The 15,816-nt window shown below is 70.3% G+C and carries 16 protein-coding genes; 8 read left to right on the forward strand and 8 right to left on the reverse strand.

Annotation, left to right across the window (positions count from 1 at the left end; all coding sequences use genetic code 11):
- The first annotated feature begins 151 nt into the window (after nucleotides 1-151).
- Together sucC and sucD are read left to right on the forward strand one after the other, a co-directional pair.
- Complete coding sequence (gene sucC / locus AB0B55_RS26345; protein WP_357126246.1) at nucleotides 152-1,330, forward strand: ADP-forming succinate--CoA ligase subunit beta; 1,179 nt, start codon at nucleotides 152-154, stop codon at nucleotides 1,328-1,330.
- 2 nt (nucleotides 1,331-1,332) lie between these two features.
- Nucleotides 1,333-2,220 carry a succinate--CoA ligase subunit alpha gene (gene sucD, locus AB0B55_RS26350; protein WP_357126243.1) on the forward strand — a complete coding sequence of 296 codons (888 nt, stop codon included), beginning with the start codon at nucleotides 1,333-1,335 and terminating at the stop codon, nucleotides 2,218-2,220.
- Between the two features lie 63 nt (nucleotides 2,221-2,283).
- Here the strand turns inward: sucD and AB0B55_RS26355 are convergent, their stop codons facing one another.
- A complete protein-coding gene (locus AB0B55_RS26355; RefSeq protein WP_357174470.1) occupies nucleotides 2,284-2,544 on the reverse strand; it encodes a DUF4190 domain-containing protein in 261 nt (86 codons plus the stop codon).
- A 201-nt stretch (nucleotides 2,545-2,745) separates the two neighbouring features.
- Here AB0B55_RS26355 and AB0B55_RS26360 point away from each other — a divergent pair, with 201 nt between their 5' ends.
- Nucleotides 2,746-4,041 carry a DUF6350 family protein gene (locus tag AB0B55_RS26360; protein ID WP_357126237.1) on the forward strand — a complete coding sequence of 432 codons (1,296 nt, stop codon included), beginning with the start codon at nucleotides 2,746-2,748 and terminating at the stop codon, nucleotides 4,039-4,041.
- A 144-nt stretch (nucleotides 4,042-4,185) separates the two neighbouring features.
- Here the strand turns inward: AB0B55_RS26360 and AB0B55_RS26365 are convergent, their stop codons facing one another.
- A complete protein-coding gene (locus tag AB0B55_RS26365) occupies nucleotides 4,186-4,752 on the reverse strand; it encodes a DUF4190 domain-containing protein (protein ID WP_357126234.1) in 567 nt (188 codons plus the stop codon).
- 26 nt (nucleotides 4,753-4,778) lie between these two features.
- Entirely contained in the window at nucleotides 4,779-5,090 is a 312-nt protein-coding gene (locus AB0B55_RS26370; protein WP_355050660.1) for a CD225/dispanin family protein, read from the reverse strand.
- Nucleotides 5,091-5,257: 167 nt separating this feature from the next.
- Between AB0B55_RS26370 and purN the strand changes: the two genes are divergently transcribed.
- Nucleotides 5,258-5,878 carry a phosphoribosylglycinamide formyltransferase gene (purN, locus tag AB0B55_RS26375; RefSeq protein ID WP_355050659.1) on the forward strand — a complete coding sequence of 207 codons (621 nt, stop codon included), beginning with the start codon at nucleotides 5,258-5,260 and terminating at the stop codon, nucleotides 5,876-5,878.
- Complete coding sequence (purH, locus tag AB0B55_RS26380; protein ID WP_357126230.1) at nucleotides 5,875-7,446, forward strand: bifunctional phosphoribosylaminoimidazolecarboxamide formyltransferase/IMP cyclohydrolase; 1,572 nt, start codon at nucleotides 5,875-5,877, stop codon at nucleotides 7,444-7,446. Before purN ends, purH begins: the two co-directional genes overlap by 4 nt.
- Before the next feature lie 168 nt (nucleotides 7,447-7,614).
- Here purH and AB0B55_RS26385 read toward each other — a convergent pair whose 3' ends face one another.
- The 5 genes from AB0B55_RS26385 to AB0B55_RS26405 all read right to left on the reverse strand — a co-directional run bounded on the left by AB0B55_RS26385 (nucleotide 7,615) and on the right by AB0B55_RS26405 (nucleotide 13,381).
- Nucleotides 7,615-8,649: a dipeptide ABC transporter ATP-binding protein gene (locus AB0B55_RS26385; protein WP_357126227.1), complete on the reverse strand. Its 1,035-nt coding sequence runs from the start codon at nucleotides 8,647-8,649 to the stop codon at nucleotides 7,615-7,617.
- Nucleotides 8,633-9,661: an ABC transporter ATP-binding protein gene (locus tag AB0B55_RS26390; RefSeq protein WP_357126224.1), complete on the reverse strand. Its 1,029-nt coding sequence runs from the start codon at nucleotides 9,659-9,661 to the stop codon at nucleotides 8,633-8,635. Before AB0B55_RS26390 ends, AB0B55_RS26385 begins: the two co-directional genes overlap by 17 nt.
- Nucleotides 9,662-9,668: 7 nt before the next feature.
- A complete protein-coding gene (locus AB0B55_RS26395) occupies nucleotides 9,669-10,625 on the reverse strand; it encodes an ABC transporter permease (RefSeq protein ID WP_357174473.1) in 957 nt (318 codons plus the stop codon).
- Nucleotides 10,626-10,643: 18 nt separating this feature from the next.
- Nucleotides 10,644-11,582, reverse strand: coding sequence for an ABC transporter permease (locus AB0B55_RS26400; RefSeq protein WP_355050654.1), 939 nt, complete (start codon nucleotides 11,580-11,582; stop codon nucleotides 10,644-10,646).
- A gap of 197 nt (nucleotides 11,583-11,779) precedes the next feature.
- Nucleotides 11,780-13,381 carry an ABC transporter substrate-binding protein gene (locus AB0B55_RS26405; protein ID WP_357126218.1) on the reverse strand — a complete coding sequence of 534 codons (1,602 nt, stop codon included), beginning with the start codon at nucleotides 13,379-13,381 and terminating at the stop codon, nucleotides 11,780-11,782.
- A 187-nt stretch (nucleotides 13,382-13,568) separates the two neighbouring features.
- Between AB0B55_RS26405 and AB0B55_RS26410 the strand changes: the two genes are divergently transcribed.
- From AB0B55_RS26410 to AB0B55_RS26420, 3 genes are all read left to right on the forward strand, one after another.
- Entirely contained in the window at nucleotides 13,569-13,733 is a 165-nt protein-coding gene (locus tag AB0B55_RS26410) for a hypothetical protein (protein ID WP_357126215.1), read from the forward strand.
- 95 nt (nucleotides 13,734-13,828) lie between these two features.
- Nucleotides 13,829-14,689: a bifunctional methylenetetrahydrofolate dehydrogenase/methenyltetrahydrofolate cyclohydrolase gene (locus tag AB0B55_RS26415; protein WP_357126212.1), complete on the forward strand. Its 861-nt coding sequence runs from the start codon at nucleotides 13,829-13,831 to the stop codon at nucleotides 14,687-14,689.
- Nucleotides 14,690-14,841: 152 nt separating this feature from the next.
- Nucleotides 14,842-15,792, forward strand: coding sequence for a malate dehydrogenase (locus AB0B55_RS26420; RefSeq protein WP_357174476.1), 951 nt, complete (start codon nucleotides 14,842-14,844; stop codon nucleotides 15,790-15,792).
- The last annotated feature ends 24 nt before the right edge of the window (nucleotides 15,793-15,816 follow it).

A 15,816-nucleotide genomic window follows, 5' to 3' on the forward strand; every position in this document is an offset into this window, starting at 1 on the left:
CACACCGCGCACCCGCTCGGTTGCCGGCCGTGCCCACCTCGCTAGGCTGCGGCCAATGGCCTGTTTCAACTGATGACAGGCGTCAAACTGTTTTCTGAACGCTGGTGGCGGCGCGACGGCGCGCCGCGGAGACGGGACGGGACGCGCAATCGTGGACCTGTACGAGTACCAGGGGCGGGACCTGTTCGAGCGGCACGGCTTGCCCGTGCTGGCCGGCGGCGTTGCCACGACCCCGGAAGAGGCCCGCGCGATCGCCGAACGCCTCGGCGGTCGAGTGGTCGTCAAGGCGCAGGTGAAGGTCGGCGGCCGAGGCAAGGCCGGTGGCGTCAAGCTCGCCGAGGGCCCGGATGAGGCGGTGGCCAGGGCCACCGACATCCTGGGCATGGACATCAAGGGTCACACCGTCCACAAGGTCATGATCACCGTGACGGCGGACGTGGCCGAGGAGTACTACTTCTCGTACCTGCTCGACCGGGCGAACCGCACCTTCCTCTGCATCGCCAGCGTGGCCGGCGGTATGGACATCGAGCAGGTCGCCGCCGAGACCCCGGACCGCGTGGTGAAGGCGCCGATCGACGCCAACACCGGTGTCGACGAGGCCAAGGCGCGGGAGATCGTCACCGCGGCCGGCTTCCCGGCCGAGGTCGCCGACCAGGTCGTCGAGGTGGCCGTCGGCCTGTGGCAGGCGTTCGTCGCCGAGGACGCCACCCTGGTCGAGGTGAACCCTCTCGCCAAGAACGGCGACGGGCGGCTGCTGCTGCTCGACGCCAAGATCACCCTGGACGAGAACGCCGCGTTCCGGCACCCGGACCACGAGGCCCTGGTCGACCAGGCCAGCGTGGACCCGTTGGAGCAGGCCGCCAAGGCCAAGGACCTCAACTACGTCAAGCTCGACGGCGAGGTCGGCATCATCGGCAACGGCGCGGGCCTGGTCATGTCGACCCTCGACGTGGTCGCGTACGCCGGTGAGCGGCACGGCAACGTCAAGCCGGCCAACTTCCTCGACATCGGCGGTGGCGCGAGCGCCGCGGTGATGGCGAACGGGCTGGAGATCGTGCTCTCCGACCCGGCCGTGAAGAGCGTCTTCGTCAACGTCTTCGGCGGCATCACCGCCTGCGACGAGGTCGCCAACGGCATCATCCAGGCGCTGGCCCTGCTCGAGCAGCGTGGCGAGAAGGTCACCAAGCCGCTCGTCGTCCGTCTCGACGGCAACAACGCCGAGGCTGGCCGGGCGATCCTGGACGGCGCGAACAACCCGCTCGTGCAGCGGGTGGACACCATGGACGGTGCGGCCGAGCGGGCCGCTGAGCTGGCAGCTGCGGGGGTCTGATCATGGCTATCTGGCTGACCAAGGAATCGAAGGTCATCGTCCAGGGGATGACCGGCTCCGAGGGCTCCAAGCACACCCGGCGGATGCTCGCCGCCGGCACCAACGTGGTGGGCGGCGTCAACCCGCGCAAGGCGGGCCAGAAGGTCGACTTCGACGGCACCGAGCTGCCGGTGTTCGCGTCCGTGGCGGACGCCATGGCCGAGACCGGTGCCGACGTCACCGTCATCTTCGTGCCGCCGCAGTTCACCAAGGCCGCCGTGGTCGAGGCGATCGACGCCGCGATTCCGCTGGCCGTGGTGATCACCGAGGGCGTGCCGGTGCACGACACCGCCGCGTTCTGGGCGTACAACCTCGCCCAGGGCGAGCGCACCCGAATCATCGGGCCGAACTGCCCGGGGATCGCCTCCCCGGGCGCGTCCAACGCCGGCATCATCCCGGCCGACATCACCGGCTCCGGCCGGATCGGCCTGGTCAGCAAGAGCGGCACGCTGACCTACCAGATGATGTACGAGCTGCGCGACATCGGCTTCTCCACCTGCGTCGGCATCGGTGGCGACCCGATCATCGGCACCACGCACATCGACGCCCTCAAGGCGTTCGAGGCCGACCCGGAGACCGACGCCATCGTGATGATCGGTGAGATCGGCGGCGACGCCGAGGAGCGGGCCGCCGAGTTCATCAAGGCCAACGTCACCAAGCCGGTGGTGGGCTACATCGCCGGATTCACCGCGCCCCCCGGCAAGACCATGGGCCACGCCGGCGCGATCATCTCCGGCTCGGCCGGCACCGCCGAGGCGAAGCAGGCGGCGCTCGAGGCCGTCGGGGTGAAGGTCGGCAAGACGCCGACCGAGACCGCGAAGCTGATGCGGGAGATCATGTCCGGCAACTGAGCCGGCAGGGCAACAGCGAAGGGGTCGACCGGAACCGGTCGGCCCCTTCGTCGTACCGCCGGCTCAGTCGTTGTTCCAGAACGGGTAGTTGCCGGTGAGACGCAGGATCGACCCGCCGATGATGTTGATCACGCCGAACGCGATGGCGAGGTAGCCGAGCACCGGCGACTGGCCGTTACGCCGCGCGTCCCGCAGTGACAGGTAACCGAAGATGATGCCGAGGATGCCGCAACAGATCAGGCCGAGGACGATGCCCAGCACGCCCCAGAGCGTGGTGCGGTCCCGGCCCCGGGCCGGCGGTGGCGGCGGGTATGCGGTCGTCACGACTACCTCCGGTCGGTCCTGGGCGGCGGGCGGACCCGGGCCGCGACCGGCGGATGAGACCCGATGGCGGCGACGGCCACCCCCCTCTGGGCCGAGGCTAGACCCGCGCGGGCCGTCCGGAACCCGGTTCGCCCAACTCGCCGCCCCTGAGGGCGCGTTAACGGACTGCCACAGCCCGCGCGACGTGCCAGAGTAGAGCGGATGTCCCCCGTCACCCCTGACCGTCCCAGCCGTGCCGGCGGCGTACGCGCCGACGACCGGCCGGTCGACCGCGCCCCGCCGCGCCGACGGGTGCCCGCGCCCCGCGCCGGTGGGTCGCCGCGCGGCCGGGCGCCGTTGCCCGTCGCCGCCGGGGTGGCCGCCGGCGGGGCCGCCCTCACCTCGTACCTGCCGGTGGCCATCGTGCTCGGCCTGGTCCAGTTGGGCGCGGACTCCACCACGCTGGGCGGCACCCTGCGCACCGCGTTGGCCGGTTGGCTGGTGGGGCACGGCGTCCCGCTGCACACCGAGGCGGGCCCGTTCGGGCTCGCCCCGCTGGCGCTGACCGTGCTCGCGCTGTGGCGACTCACCCGGGCCGGCGTGCACGTGAGTCGCGCGATCGGCGCCCGCGACAGCCGCTCACCGCGCCGGGCGCTGATCGCGGCCGGAGCGGTCGGTCTGGCGTACGCCCTGCTCGGCGCTCTCGCCGCGGTGCTGATCGGCGCGCACGGTCCACAGGTGTCCCCGGTGCGGGCGGCGGCCACGTTCGCGGTTGTCGGCACGCTCGGCGCGCTGGTCGGCGCGATCCGGATCACCGCCGTGACCCGGCTGCTCGTCGCCCGGATACCCGGCCCGCTGCGCGACGGCGTCCGCACCGGCCTGGTGGCCGCGCTCCTGCTGCTCGGCGCGGGGGCCGGCGCGGCCGGCCTGGCCGTGGCCACCGGTGGCGGCGACGCGGCGGACATGATCGGCGCGTACCGGACCGGCGTGGCCGGGCAGGCCGGGATCACCCTGGTCAGCATGGCGTACGCGCCGAACGCGGCGGTCTGGTCGACGAGCTATCTGCTCGGGCCGGGCTTCGCGGTCGGCGTCGACACGGCGGTGCGTACCAGCGAGGTGTCCGTCGGCGCGCTGCCGGCCGTACCCCTGCTCGCCGGCCTGCCGCGCGGCCCGGTGGACGGCCTCGGCGCCCTGCTGCTCGCGGTGCCGGTGCTGGCCGGGATGGTCGCCGGCTGGCTGCTCGCCCGCCGGCTGGCCCGCGTCGCCGGGCCGGAGCGCGCCCCGCGACGGTGGGCGGAGTTGCTGGCGCCGGCCGCGTTGGCCGGCCCGGTGGCCGGCGTGCTGCTCGGCGTCGCCGCCGCGGCCTCCGCTGGACCACTCGGATCGGGGCGGCTGGCGCAGCTCGGGCCGGTGGCCTGGCAGGTCGGCGCCGTGGCGGCCGGCGTCGTCGCGGTAGGCGCGCTACTCGGCGCCGCCGCCACCCGCGTACTGGCCCGCACCCCCCGCCCCACCCCCTGACCTTCGGTTGATCAGGAAGCTGTTGTCACGACACGCCGAGGTGCGGGGCGATAACTTCATGATCAACGCGTGGGGGATCGAGGGTGGGAACGCCGCGGGGCGCCCCGGAGGAGATCCGGAGCGCCCCGACGAGAGGGTTGCCGATCAGGGCTCGGTCGGCAGGCTGAAGCTCCCGATGACGTTCAGCAGGAGCAGCAGGATGCCCAGGCCGACGCCGACCGCGCCGCAGATCAGACCGGCCTTGGCCTGGCCCGCGTTGCTGGCCTGGCCCTGGGCGACCTTCTGCTTGGCGAGGTAGCCGGTCACCACGGCGGCGATGCCCACCGGGATACCCAGGAAGACGCAGCAGACCAGCGGGATCGACGCGATGCCGAGGATCATCGACACCAGACCGAGGGTGTTGTTCTGCCCCTGGGCCTGCGGGTACCCGGCGTTCGGGTACGTCGGAGCGCCGTAGGGCGCCTGCGGCTGCTGCCCGTACGGGGCCTGCGGCGCGCCGTACGGGTCCTGCGGCGGCTGGCCGTAGGGCTGCCCCGGAGCGGGCTGGCCGTACGGCTGGCCCGAGGTGGGCTGCTGGCCGTACGGGGCGGCCGGCGGCGGGGCGTACGGGTCGTGCGGCGGCTGGGGTGCGGTCGGGTCGTTCGGCTGCTGGCCGTACGGGTCGTTCGGCTGCTGGCCGTACGGGTCCTGACCGGGATTACCGGGCTGCATTCGAGAGAACTCCTTGGTTGGATCCGTCAGTTGGTGCTGCTGTTCCCACTCATGATCGCGCCCAGGCCGCCCAACGCACAGCACAGCAACACGATGACAAGCCACGCGATGCCCACGATGAGGGCCCACTTCGACCACTTCCGCGACTCTGCGGCGGCGGCCTGGGCACCGGCGTAGTCACCCTGCTGCAGCAGCGGGTTGACCTTCGACGCGTTGATGATCGCCGGGATGGCCAGGGGCCAGAACAGGAAGATGGCGACGATCGACATCGTCATGTTGTTGTTGATCGGCGGCTGCTGCTGGGGGTGGGCGCCGGGGTGCATGGGGGTGCTCCTCATTCGATCGGCACGCTCGCCGTGCCGGATTACTGACAGGGGTGCGGGCCGGCGCGGTGTCCAGCCCGAGCGACCGGCAGCGTACCGGTTCGATGCTCGTCCGCACCGGCACAGAATCGGCGCGCCGCCCGGTCGAAGGTCGTTCGTGACCTGCCCGATAGGGTGTTGCGGTGACCGAGCCCGCGTCCGTCGCCCGCATCGTCGTCCTCGTCTCCGGCTCCGGGAGCAACCTCCAGGCCCTGCTGGACGCCGCGGTCGATCCCGCGTACGGCGCCCAGGTGGTGGCGGTCGGCGCGGACCGCGACGGCATCGCGGGCCTGGACCGGGCCGAGGCCGCCGGGGTGCCGACGTTCGTCGAGCGGGTCCCGGATCACGACAGCCGGGAAGACTGGGACCGGGCGCTCACCGCGCACGTCGCCAAGCACCAACCGGACCTGGTCATCTCCGCCGGGTTCCTCAAGCTGGTCGGCCCGCACTTCCTCGCCGCCTTCGGCGACCGCTACCTGAATACCCACAACACCCTGCTGCCGGCGTTTCCCGGCATCCACGGCCCGCGCGACGCTCTCGCCTACGGCGTGAAGCTCACCGGGGCCACGCTGTTCTTCGTCGACGCCGGCATGGACACCGGGCCGATCGTGGCGCAGGTCGCAGTGCCGGTGCTGGACGACGACGACGTGGACACCCTCACCGAACGCATCAAGGAAGCCGAGCGCCGCCAGCTCGTCGAGCAGGTCGGTCGGCTGGTCCGCGAAGGCTGGACCATCACCGGAAGGAAGGTCACGGTTCCGTGAGTCCCACTCAGGACGGGCGTCGCCCGATTCGGCGGGCGCTGGTCAGCGTCTACGACAAGACCGGGTTGGTCGAGCTGGCCCAGGCCCTGCACGCGGCCGGTGTGGAGATCGTGTCCACCGGCAGCACGGCGGGCACCATCGCCGCCGCCGGGGTGCCGGTGACGCCGGTGGAGACGGTGACCGGGTTCCCCGAGGTGCTCGACGGCCGGGTGAAGACCCTGCACCCGAAGGTGCACGCGGGCCTGCTCGCCGACCTGCGCAAGGACACCCACGTGGCCCAGCTCGACGAGCTGGGGGTGGCCGCGTTCGACCTGCTGGTCTCCAACCTCTATCCGTTCCAGGCGACCGTCGCCTCCGGGGCCGGCGTCGAGGAGTGCGTGGAGCAGATCGACATCGGCGGCCCGGCAATGGTGCGCGCCGCCGCCAAGAACCACGCCTCGGTCGCCGTGCTCACCGACCCGGCCGGCTACCCGGCGCTGCTCGGCGCGCTCGACGAGGGCGGCTTCACGCTGGCCCAGCGTCGCGCGCTCGCGGCCCGCGCGTTCGCCGACATCGCCGAGTACGACGTGGCGGTCGCCCAGTGGTGTGCCCGTGAGCTGGCTCCCGCCGACGACACCTGGCCGGCGTTCGCCGGTTCGGCGCTGCGCAAGTCGACGGTGCTGCGGTACGGCGAGAACCCGCACCAGCCGGCCGCTCTCTACGTCGACCCGGACGCCCCGGCAGGGCTGGCTCAGGCCGAGCAGTTGCACGGCAAGGAGATGTCGTACAACAACTACGTGGACGCGGACGCCGCCTGGCGGGCCGCGAACGACTTCGCCGACCAGCCGGCCGTGGCGATCATCAAGCACGCCAACCCGTGCGGCATCGCGGTGGGCGTGGACGTGGCCGAGGCGCACCGCCGGGCGCACGCCTGCGACCCGGTGTCGGCGTTCGGCGGTGTCATCGCCGTCAACCGGCCGGTCTCGGTCGAGATGGCCCGGCAGGTCGCGGACATCTTCACCGAGGTGGTGGTCGCCCCCGGCTTCGACGAGGGCGCGGTCGAGGTGTTGCAGGGCAAGAAGAACATCCGGCTGCTGCGCGCGCCCGCGTGGACTCCGGCTGCCGTCGAGTGGCGGTCGGTGACTGGCGGCGTGTTGACCCAGGCCGCCGACCGGGTGGACGCCCCCGGCGACGACCCGGCGAGCTGGCAGTTGGCGACCGGTGAGCCCGCCGACGAGGAGCTGCTGCGCGACCTGGCGTTCGCCTGGCGGGCGGTCCGCGCGGTGAAGAGCAACGCGATCCTGCTCGCCAAGGACGGCGCGACCGTCGGGGTGGGCATGGGTCAGGTCAACCGCGTCGACTCGGCGCAGCTCGCGGTCAGCCGCGCCGGCGCCGACCGGGCCCGTGGCTCGGTGGCCGCCTCGGACGCGTTCTTCCCGTTCGCCGACGGCCCGCAGATCCTCATCGACGCGGGCGTCCGCGCCATCGTCCAGCCCGGCGGCTCCATCCGCGACGAAGAGGTAATCGAAGCGGCGAAGAAGGCCAACGTAACGATGTACCTGACGAAGACCCGCCACTTCTTCCACTGACCCACCCCGCCCCGCCCCGCCCCGCCCCGCCCTGCCCTGCCCTGCCCGCGTCGATCATGGAGTTGTGGTGCCCCGCAAAAGGGGCGCCGGCGGAGGGTTCGCCCACCGCAACTTCATGATCGACGAGGGCGGGCGGAAGGGCGGGGGCGGGCGGGGGTGGGGGCGGGGTCAGGCTGTGGTGGGGGAGCGGAGTTCGGCGAAGTGGCAGGCGGACGGGTGGGGGTCTGCCGCTCTCGGGACGGTCTGCGGGTCCTCGATCGCGCAGATCTCCTGGGCCTTCCAGCAGCGGGTCCGGAAGTGGCAGCCGCTCGGCGGGTCGGCCGGGCTCGGCACGTCGCCGACCAGCCGGATCATGCTGCGCTGGTCGCGTACCTCCGGGTCCGGCACCGGCACGGCCGAGAGCAGGGCCTGGGTGTACGGGTGGGTCGGCCGCTCGTAGATCTCGTCCTCGGTGCCGATCTCGACGATCCGCCCGAGGTACATGACGGCGACCCGGTCGGCGATGTGCCGCACCACGGACAGGTCGTGGGCGATGAAGATGTACGAGAGCCCGAACTCGTCCTGGAGCTGCTCCAGCAGGTTGATCACCTGGGCCTGGATGGAGACGTCCAGCGCCGAGACGGGCTCGTCGCAGACGATCACCTCGGGCCGCAGCGCGAGCGCCCGGGCGATGCCGATGCGCTGCCGCTGACCGCCGGAGAACTGGTGCGGGTACCGGTTGATGTGCTCCGGGTTCAGCCCCACCAGGTCGAGCAGCTCCTGGACCCGCTTGGCCTTGCTGCCCTTGGGCGCGGCGTCCGGGTGGATCTCGAACGGCTCGCCGATGATGTCGCCGACCGTCATCCGCGGGTTCAACGACGTGTACGGGTCCTGCATGACCATCTGCATGTTCCGGCGTAGCCGGCGCAGTTCGGACCCGGAGGCCTTGAACAGGTCCCTGCCCTCCAGGGTGGCGCTTCCGGAGGTGGGCGTCTCCAGCCGCATGAGCAGTCGGGCGAGGGTGGACTTGCCGCACCCGGACTCGCCGACCACGCCCAGCGTCTCGCCCCGGCGCAGCTCGAAGCTCACGCCGTCGACGGCCTTGACCGCGCCGATCTGCCGTTGGAACAGCACACCCTGACTGATCGGGAAGTGCTTCACCAGGTTGTCGACGGAGAGGATCGTCTCGCCCCGGACCTTGGCGGAGCTAGCGGGCGCTGTCATCACGGACCTCCTGCGCGAAGTGGCAAGCGCTGGTTCGGCCGTCGCCGAGGACCAGGTCGTGCGGCACCACGTCCACGCAGACCTGCTGCGCGTACGGGCACCGGGGGTGGAAGGGGCATCCGGAGGGGATGCGCATCAGGTTCGGGGGCAACCCCTTGATCGTCGCCAGTTCCTGGCCGCGGACGTCCAGGCGGGGGATCGATTCCAACAACCCCTTGGTGTACGGGTGGGCCGGCGCCTTGTAGAGCGAGCGGACGTCGGCGTGCTCGACGATCCGGCCCGCGTACATGACCGCGATCCGGTCCGCGACGCCGGCGACCACGCCCAGGTCGTGGGTGATCAGGATCATCGCCATGTTGAGGTCCCGGCGCAGGTCGGCGAGCAGGTCCATGATCTGGGCCTGCACGGTGACGTCGAGCGCGGTGGTCGGCTCGTCGGCGATGAGCACCTTCGGGTCCAGCGCCAACGCCATCGCGATCATGACGCGCTGCCGCATGCCGCCGGAGAACTGGTGCGGGTAGTCACCGACCCGCTTGGCGGCCCCGGGGATCTTGACCAGGTCCATCAGCTCGATCGCGCGACGACGGGCGTCACCCCGGGACATCCCGGCGCGCTGGCGCAACGTCTCACCGATCTGCCAGCCGACGGGGAACACCGGGTTGAGGGCGGACAGCGCGTCCTGGAAGATCATCGCGATCTCTTTGCCGCGTACCTGCCGACGCTGCTCCTCGGAGCGGGTGAGCAGGTCCTGACCCTGATAGAGGATCTGGCCGGAGCGGACGAACGCGGGCGGCGAGTCCAGGATGCCCATGATCGCTTGGGCGGTGACCGACTTGCCGGAGCCGGACTCACCGAGCACGGCGAGGGTCTCCCCGGCGTCCAGGTGGTACGACACGCCGTTGATCACCCGGGCCACACCCTCGTTGGTGCGGAACTCGACGTGCAGGTCCCGCAACTCCAGCAGGTGACCGCCCTCGGGCGTGGCGGAGGCGGGCGTGGGTTCGACGGTCATGAGTGAATCACCGCAGCTTCGGGTCGAAGGCGTCACGGATCGCGTCGCCGAGCATGATGAACGCCAGGACGGTGAGCGCGAGGAAGGCCGACGGAACGAGGAGCGGGGTGGCCGCCTCGCGCATGTGGATCCGGCCGGTGTCGATGTCCTGGCCCCACGAGATGGTCGGCGCCTTGAGGCCGATGCCGAGGAAGGACAGCGTCGCCTCGGCGGCGATGAACGAGCCGAGCGCGATCGTCAGCACCACGATGGCCGGAGCCAGCGAGTTCGGCAGGATGTGCCGCCACATGATCCGGCTGTTGCCGGCGCCGAGCATCCGGGCCGCCGCGACGTAGTCCTGTTCCTTGGCGGTGATCACCGAGGAACGGACCACGCGGGCGGCGGTGGTCCATCCGAGGAGCGCCAGCACGAAGACGACAGCGCCGATCCGGGCCCACTGGCTGTCGCTGGACACCCGCTTGAGCAGCACGATCGCGGCCAGCAGCAGCGGGATACCGAGCACCACGTCGATCACCCGGGAGAGCACCGCGTCGACCCAGCGGCCGAAGTAACCGGCGAGCATGCCGACCACGAGCGCGATGATCCCGGTGCCGAGGGTGGCGAGCGCACCGACCAGCAGCGAGGCCCGGGTGCCGTAGACCGCCCGGGAGTACGTGTCGCAGCCCTGGAAGTCGTACCCGAAGATAGCTCCGCCGGACGGCCCGGCGTGCTGTCGGGAGAGCAGGCAGTCGTTCGGATTGTTCGTGGTGAACACCCCGGGGAGCAGTGCCATCAGGGTGAAGATGGTGACCAGTGCCAGCGAGATCCAGAAGATCGGGTTGCGGCGCAGGTCCCGCCAGGCGTCTCCGGCCAGGCTGCGGGGCTTCTGCGGAACGCCCACCTGGTTGGGTGCGCCCGGTTCGCCCGAAGGGCCCCGCCGCGCGGCCTGGTTCTCGCTGGCCGCGACAGTCTCAAAGTCACTCATGCCGGCACCTCGCTGCGCTCACTCATAGCGGATCCTCGGGTCGAGTACGGCGTACAGGACGTCCACCACCAGGTTCGAGACCAGGTAGACCACGACCAGCACGCTGACGATGCCCACCACCAGGGGGCCGTCCTCGGTGCGGATGCCGCGGAAGAGGTTGAAGCCGACGCCGGGGATGTTGAAGACGCCCTCGGTGATGATCGCGCCGCTCATCAGGTTGCCCAGTTCCACACCGAGGAAGGTGACCACCGGGATCAGTGAGTTGCGCAGCACGTGGACGACGACGATGCGCCGCTTGACCAGGCCCTTGGACCGAGCGGTCCGGACGTAGTCCGCGCGCAGGTTCTCCGCCACCGAGGCCCGGGTGAGTCGCAGGGCGGTGGCCAGCGAGAGCGAGCCGAGCACGATGCCCGGCAGCAGCAGCGCGTAGAAGGTCGGGTCGGAGCCGGCGGTGGGCGGGAAGAGCTGCCACTTGACGCCCAGCAGGTACTGCGCCAGGGGCGCCAGCACGATCGTCGGGATGCCGAGCACCAGGAGGGTCAGCACGAGCGTCGAGTTGTCGAAGATGCTGGCCCGGCGGATGCCGGCGAGCACCCCGGCGGTGACGCCGAAGATGATCGCCACGGCGAGTGCGATGAGCGCGAGCCGCACGGTGACCGGCCAGGCCGACTGGAGGATGTCACCGATGTTCCGACCGGTGAGTGACTCGCCCAGGTTGCCCTGGAGCAGGTTCTTGACGTAGTCGAAGTAGCGGTAGAAGAACCCGCCGACGCCGGTGGCGTCGAGGTGGTACTTCTCGGTCAGGTAGGCCCGTTGCGCTGGCGTCACCGGCCGTTCGCCGGCGAGCGCCTGGATCGGGTCGCCCTGCCCGGCGAATGTCAGCGCGTAGACGATCAGGGTGGTCCCGAAGAAGGCGAGGACCATCTGCAGTAGGCGCCGCAGGATGTAGCGGAACATGCTTAGCAGTCTCTCCGGAAATGTGCGAAAGGGTCGCAGGACGGCATCTCTGGTCGTACCCGAAATATCCGGAACGTGCCGTCCGGCCCGGGGGAGCCGGCGCCACCGACGCCGGGTCCGCTGCTGCGGCCCGGCCCCGGTGGTGCAGACCGGGCCACCCGGGCTTCGTCGCCCGGGTGGCCCGCACCCTGCTCAGCTCAGTTGGCTGCTTCGATCTTGACGAGGTTGACCCGCTGGAACAGGTCCATCTGCACGTTCTTGACCTTGGACGAGTAGCCGAACACGTTCTGGCCGAAGCGCAGCGGGATCACCGGCATGTCCTTGGCCAGGATGTCCTCCGCCTGCTGGTACTTGGCGATCGCCTCGTCCTGCGTCTTGGCGGCGGCACCCTCCTTGACCAGCCTGTCGAAATCCTTGTTGCTGTAGCCGTAGTAGTTCGACGAGCCGTTCGTGCTGTACAGCGGGCCGAGGTAGTCCTCCATGGTCGGGTAGTCCATGACCCAACCCATCCGGAAGGCACCCACCGGCGTCTTCTTCTCGACCTTGGTCAGCAGGTCGGCGAACTTCGGCTCGGCCACGCCGACCGCGTCCACACCCAGGTTGGCCTTGAGCTGGTTGACCGTGGCGTCGACCCAGTCCTTGTGACCGCCGTCGCCGTTGTACGAGATGACGATCTTCGCGGGACCGCCGGCGGCCTGGTAGAGCTTCTTGGCCTCGGTCGGGTTGAACTCGCCCGCCGTGCCGGTGGTGTTCTCGCGGTAGCCCGGCAGGACCGGCGAGACGAAGGAGCGCGCCGACGTCTGCGAGCCCTTGAAGACCGACTTGGTGATCTCGTCACGGTCGATCGCCATCGAGATGGCCTTGCGGACGTCCGGGTTGCTGTAGTCCTTGTCGAACGTCGGGAACGCCAGGAACTGGAACGACGACATCGGGCTGGTCTGGTACCGGTCGCCCAGGTCGGTCGGCGCGGTGCTCAGGCTCTCGGTCGGGATCGTCGGCAGCACGTCAAGGTTGTCCGCCAGGACGTCCGCGTACGCCGCGGTGAGCTGCTGGTAGATCCGGAACTCCACGTTCTTGACCTTGGGCTTCTCGCCCGGGAACGCGTCGTACCGCTCGACCTCGATCTTGCTGTCGTGCTGCCAGGTGCCCTTCATCTTGAAGGGGCCCTGCCCGATCGGAGCCTGCTCGTAGGAGTCCTTGAGCACGCCCGGCGCCGAGAACGCGGCGTCCGGCATCGGGAAGAACGCGTTGTAGCCCAGCGTCGTGCGGAAGTCGATGTACGGGTCGGAGAGCGTCACGGTGAAGGTGAGGTCGTCGACCTTCTTCAGGCCGGACATCTCCTTGGCCTTCGGCTCCTTGCCCTGCAGGTCCGCGTAACCAGCGATCTTCTCGAAGAAGGGGTTGGTGTCCTGGCCGTTGGGGGCGTACGCGCCGTAGTTCCACGCGTTGATGTAGTTCTGGGACGTGACCTTCTCACCGTTGTGGAAGGTGTAGCCGTCCTTGAGCTTGATCGTCCAGACCTTGTTGTCGGACGAGGTGATCGACTGGGCAGCCACCTCGTACGGCTTGTTCTGGGCGTCGTAGTCGACGAGCGGGCTGAACAGGCCGGCGATGACCTGAGAGCCGGACGTCTCCGTGGTGTTGGTGGGAACCAGGTGCTTCGGCTCGCCGATCTGGATGCTGACGGCCGAACTGCCGTTGCCACCGGATCCGCCGTCTCCGCCGCTGCCGCAGGCCGCGAGGCCCAGCGTCACCGCGAGCGGGAGGGCGGTCCAGGCAGCGAGTCTACGAACTCGCATTGAGCCTCCTCATCTCCTCACGCTGCGCAGTCATGCCCGACGCTGGGTTTACGCTGCGCAACAGGCGGTAACGGTAGGCCGGCTTACCGCCTGTCGACAACGGCTGGGTCGCGGGCGGGTAACGGTTCCAGTCGTACCTGCTTGCGTGCGGACCTAGCGCGTGCTACCCCAGACCGGACAGGCGGCCATGAACTGGGAATTCGCCGGTGAAGCGGAGATCTTCCGTGCTCTGGTGAAACGGATTCGGCGCTCCGTGGCGAGTCGTCCGGTGTCGCCCACGCGCACCGCCGCCGCCCGTTTCGACGGTGACCAGTTCCACAGGCAGTCACTGATAGTGATGAACGGCACGTGACTCTTCGTTACCGATGGGTGTGTGATCGGGGCCTCGGCGGTCGGCCGGAGCGAGGTCCCGGGAACGGCAGGTGCCGGACATGAGACGATCTGGTCGTGACGGCGACGGTTCTGGACGGCAAGGCGACCGCAGCGGAGATCAAGGACGAGCTGCGGACACGGGTGAAGGCGCTCGCGGAGCGCGGCATCATCCCCGGGCTGGGCACGGTCCTGGTCGGGGCCGACCCGGGAAGCCAGGCGTACGTCAACGGCAAGCACCGCGACTGCGCCGAGGTGGGCATCGCCTCGATCCGCCGGGAGCTGCCGGCCGACGCCACCCAGCAGCAGGTCGACGACGTAATCGCCGAGCTGAACGCCGACCCGGCGTGCCACGGCTACATCGTCCAACTGCCGCTGCCCGCCCACCTGGACACCCAGCGGGTGCTGGAGCTGATCGACCCGGACAAGGACGCCGACGGCCTGCACCCGGTCAACCTGGGTCGCCTGGTCCTCGGCTACGACGGTCCGCTGCCTTGCACCCCGCGTGGCATCGTCGAGCTGCTCCGCCGCCACGACGTGGCGCTACGGGGCGCCACCGTGGCCGTGGTCGGCCGGGGCAACACCGTCGGCCGCCCGCTCGGCCTGCTGCTCACCCGTCGTAGCGAGAACGCCACCGTGACCCTCTGCCACACCGGCACCCTCGACCTCGCCTCGCACACCCGCGCCGCCGACATCGTCATCGTCGCGGCCGGCGTACCCGGACTGCTGACCGCCGACATGATCAACCCCGGCGCGGTGGTCGTGGACGTCGGCATCACGCGGGTTATCGGCCCGGACGGCAAGGGCCGCTACACCGGGGATGTCGACCCGGAGGTGGCCGAGACGGCCGGCGCGCTCGTCCCGATGCCCGGCGGTGTCGGCCCGATGACCCGCGCCATGTTGCTGACCAACGTGGTGGAGCGCGCCGAACGCGGCTGAGGTGTAAGGAAGGGCACCTTATTAACGCCTGGTGCATGTAAAGGGGCCCTTCCTAACCCGACAAGGCGGTAACCCTCCGCCCCTGGCCCGATCGGTGCCAGGATGGCTGATACGGTCCGGAAAACCGACTGGTATCAGGGAGTGGGACGACCATGGGTAAGAAGGTCACTGTCGTCGGGGCTGGTTTCTACGGCTCCACCACCGCACAGCGCCTGGCCGAGTACGACGTCTTCGACACCGTAGTGATCACCGACATCGTGGAGGGCAAGCCCGCGGGCCTCGCGCTCGACCTCAACCAGTCGCGGGCCATCGAGGGCTTCGAGACCAAGGTCGTCGGCGTGACCACCGGCCCGAACGGTGAGGGCTACGAGGCCATCGAGGGCTCTGACGTCGTCGTCATCACCGCCGGTCTGCCCCGCAAGCCGGGCATGAGCCGAATGGACCTCCTGGAGACCAACGCCAAGATCGTCCGCCAGGTCGCCGAGAACGTCGCCAAGTACGCCCCGAGCGCCGTTGTCATCGTCGTCTCCAACCCGCTGGACGAGATGACCGCCCTGGCGCAGATCGCCACCCAGTTCCCCAAGAACCGGGTCCTCGGCCAGGCCGGCATGCTCGACACCGCGCGGTTCAGCAACTTCGTCGCCGAGGCGTTGAACGTGCCCGTGGCGTCCGTACGCACCCTCACCCTCGGCTCGCACGGCGACACCATGGTGCCGGTGCCGTCGCAGAGCACCGTCAACGGCAAGCCGCTGCGCGACGCGATGCCGGCCGAGCAGATCGAGGAGATGGTCGTCAAGACCCGCAACGGTGGGGCCGAGGTCGTCGCGCTGCTCAAGACGGGTTCGGCGTACTACGCCCCGTCCGCCGCCGCGGCCCGCATGGCGAAGGCCGTGGCCGAGGACTCCGGCGACGTCATGCCGGTCTGCGCCTGGGTCGACGGCGAGTACGGCATCTCCGGCGTCTACCTGGGCGTCGAGGCCGAAATCGGCGCCGAGGGTGTCCGTCGGGTCGTCGAGACCGACCTGGACGCCGACGAGCGCGCGAGCCTCCTCGAGGCGGCCGAGGCCGTCCGCGCGAAGCAGGGCGACATCTCCAGCATGTGATCCACCAGCAGCACGACGAAGGGC

It is taken from the genome of Micromonospora sp. NPDC049107 (assembly GCF_040648595.1).
GTDB lineage: Bacteria > Actinomycetota > Actinomycetes > Mycobacteriales > Micromonosporaceae > Micromonospora.

Excerpts from the sequence above, each read along its gene's own strand:
- sucD (WP_357126243.1), top strand. The coding sequence starts at position 1,333 with ATGGCTATCTGGCTGACCAAGGAATCGAAGGTCATCGTCCAGGGGATG.
- AB0B55_RS26360 (WP_357126237.1), top strand. The coding sequence starts at position 2,746 with ATGTCCCCCGTCACCCCTGACCGTCCCAGCCGTGCCGGCGGCGTACGC.
- AB0B55_RS26365 (WP_357126234.1), bottom strand. The coding sequence starts at position 4,752 with ATGCAGCCCGGTAATCCCGGTCAGGACCCGTACGGCCAGCAGCCGAAC.
- AB0B55_RS26370 (WP_355050660.1), bottom strand. The coding sequence starts at position 5,090 with ATGAGGAGCACCCCCATGCACCCCGGCGCCCACCCCCAGCAGCAGCCG.
- AB0B55_RS26385 (WP_357126227.1), bottom strand. The coding sequence starts at position 8,649 with ATGACAGCGCCCGCTAGCTCCGCCAAGGTCCGGGGCGAGACGATCCTC.
- AB0B55_RS26390 (WP_357126224.1), bottom strand. The coding sequence starts at position 9,661 with ATGACCGTCGAACCCACGCCCGCCTCCGCCACGCCCGAGGGCGGTCAC.
- AB0B55_RS26395 (WP_357174473.1), bottom strand. The coding sequence starts at position 10,625 with ATGAGTGACTTTGAGACTGTCGCGGCCAGCGAGAACCAGGCCGCGCGG.
- AB0B55_RS26400 (WP_355050654.1), bottom strand. The coding sequence starts at position 11,582 with ATGTTCCGCTACATCCTGCGGCGCCTACTGCAGATGGTCCTCGCCTTC.
- AB0B55_RS26405 (WP_357126218.1), bottom strand. The coding sequence starts at position 13,381 with ATGCGAGTTCGTAGACTCGCTGCCTGGACCGCCCTCCCGCTCGCGGTG.
- AB0B55_RS26410 (WP_357126215.1), top strand. The coding sequence starts at position 13,569 with ATGAACTGGGAATTCGCCGGTGAAGCGGAGATCTTCCGTGCTCTGGTG.
- AB0B55_RS26420 (WP_357174476.1), top strand. The coding sequence starts at position 14,842 with ATGGGTAAGAAGGTCACTGTCGTCGGGGCTGGTTTCTACGGCTCCACC.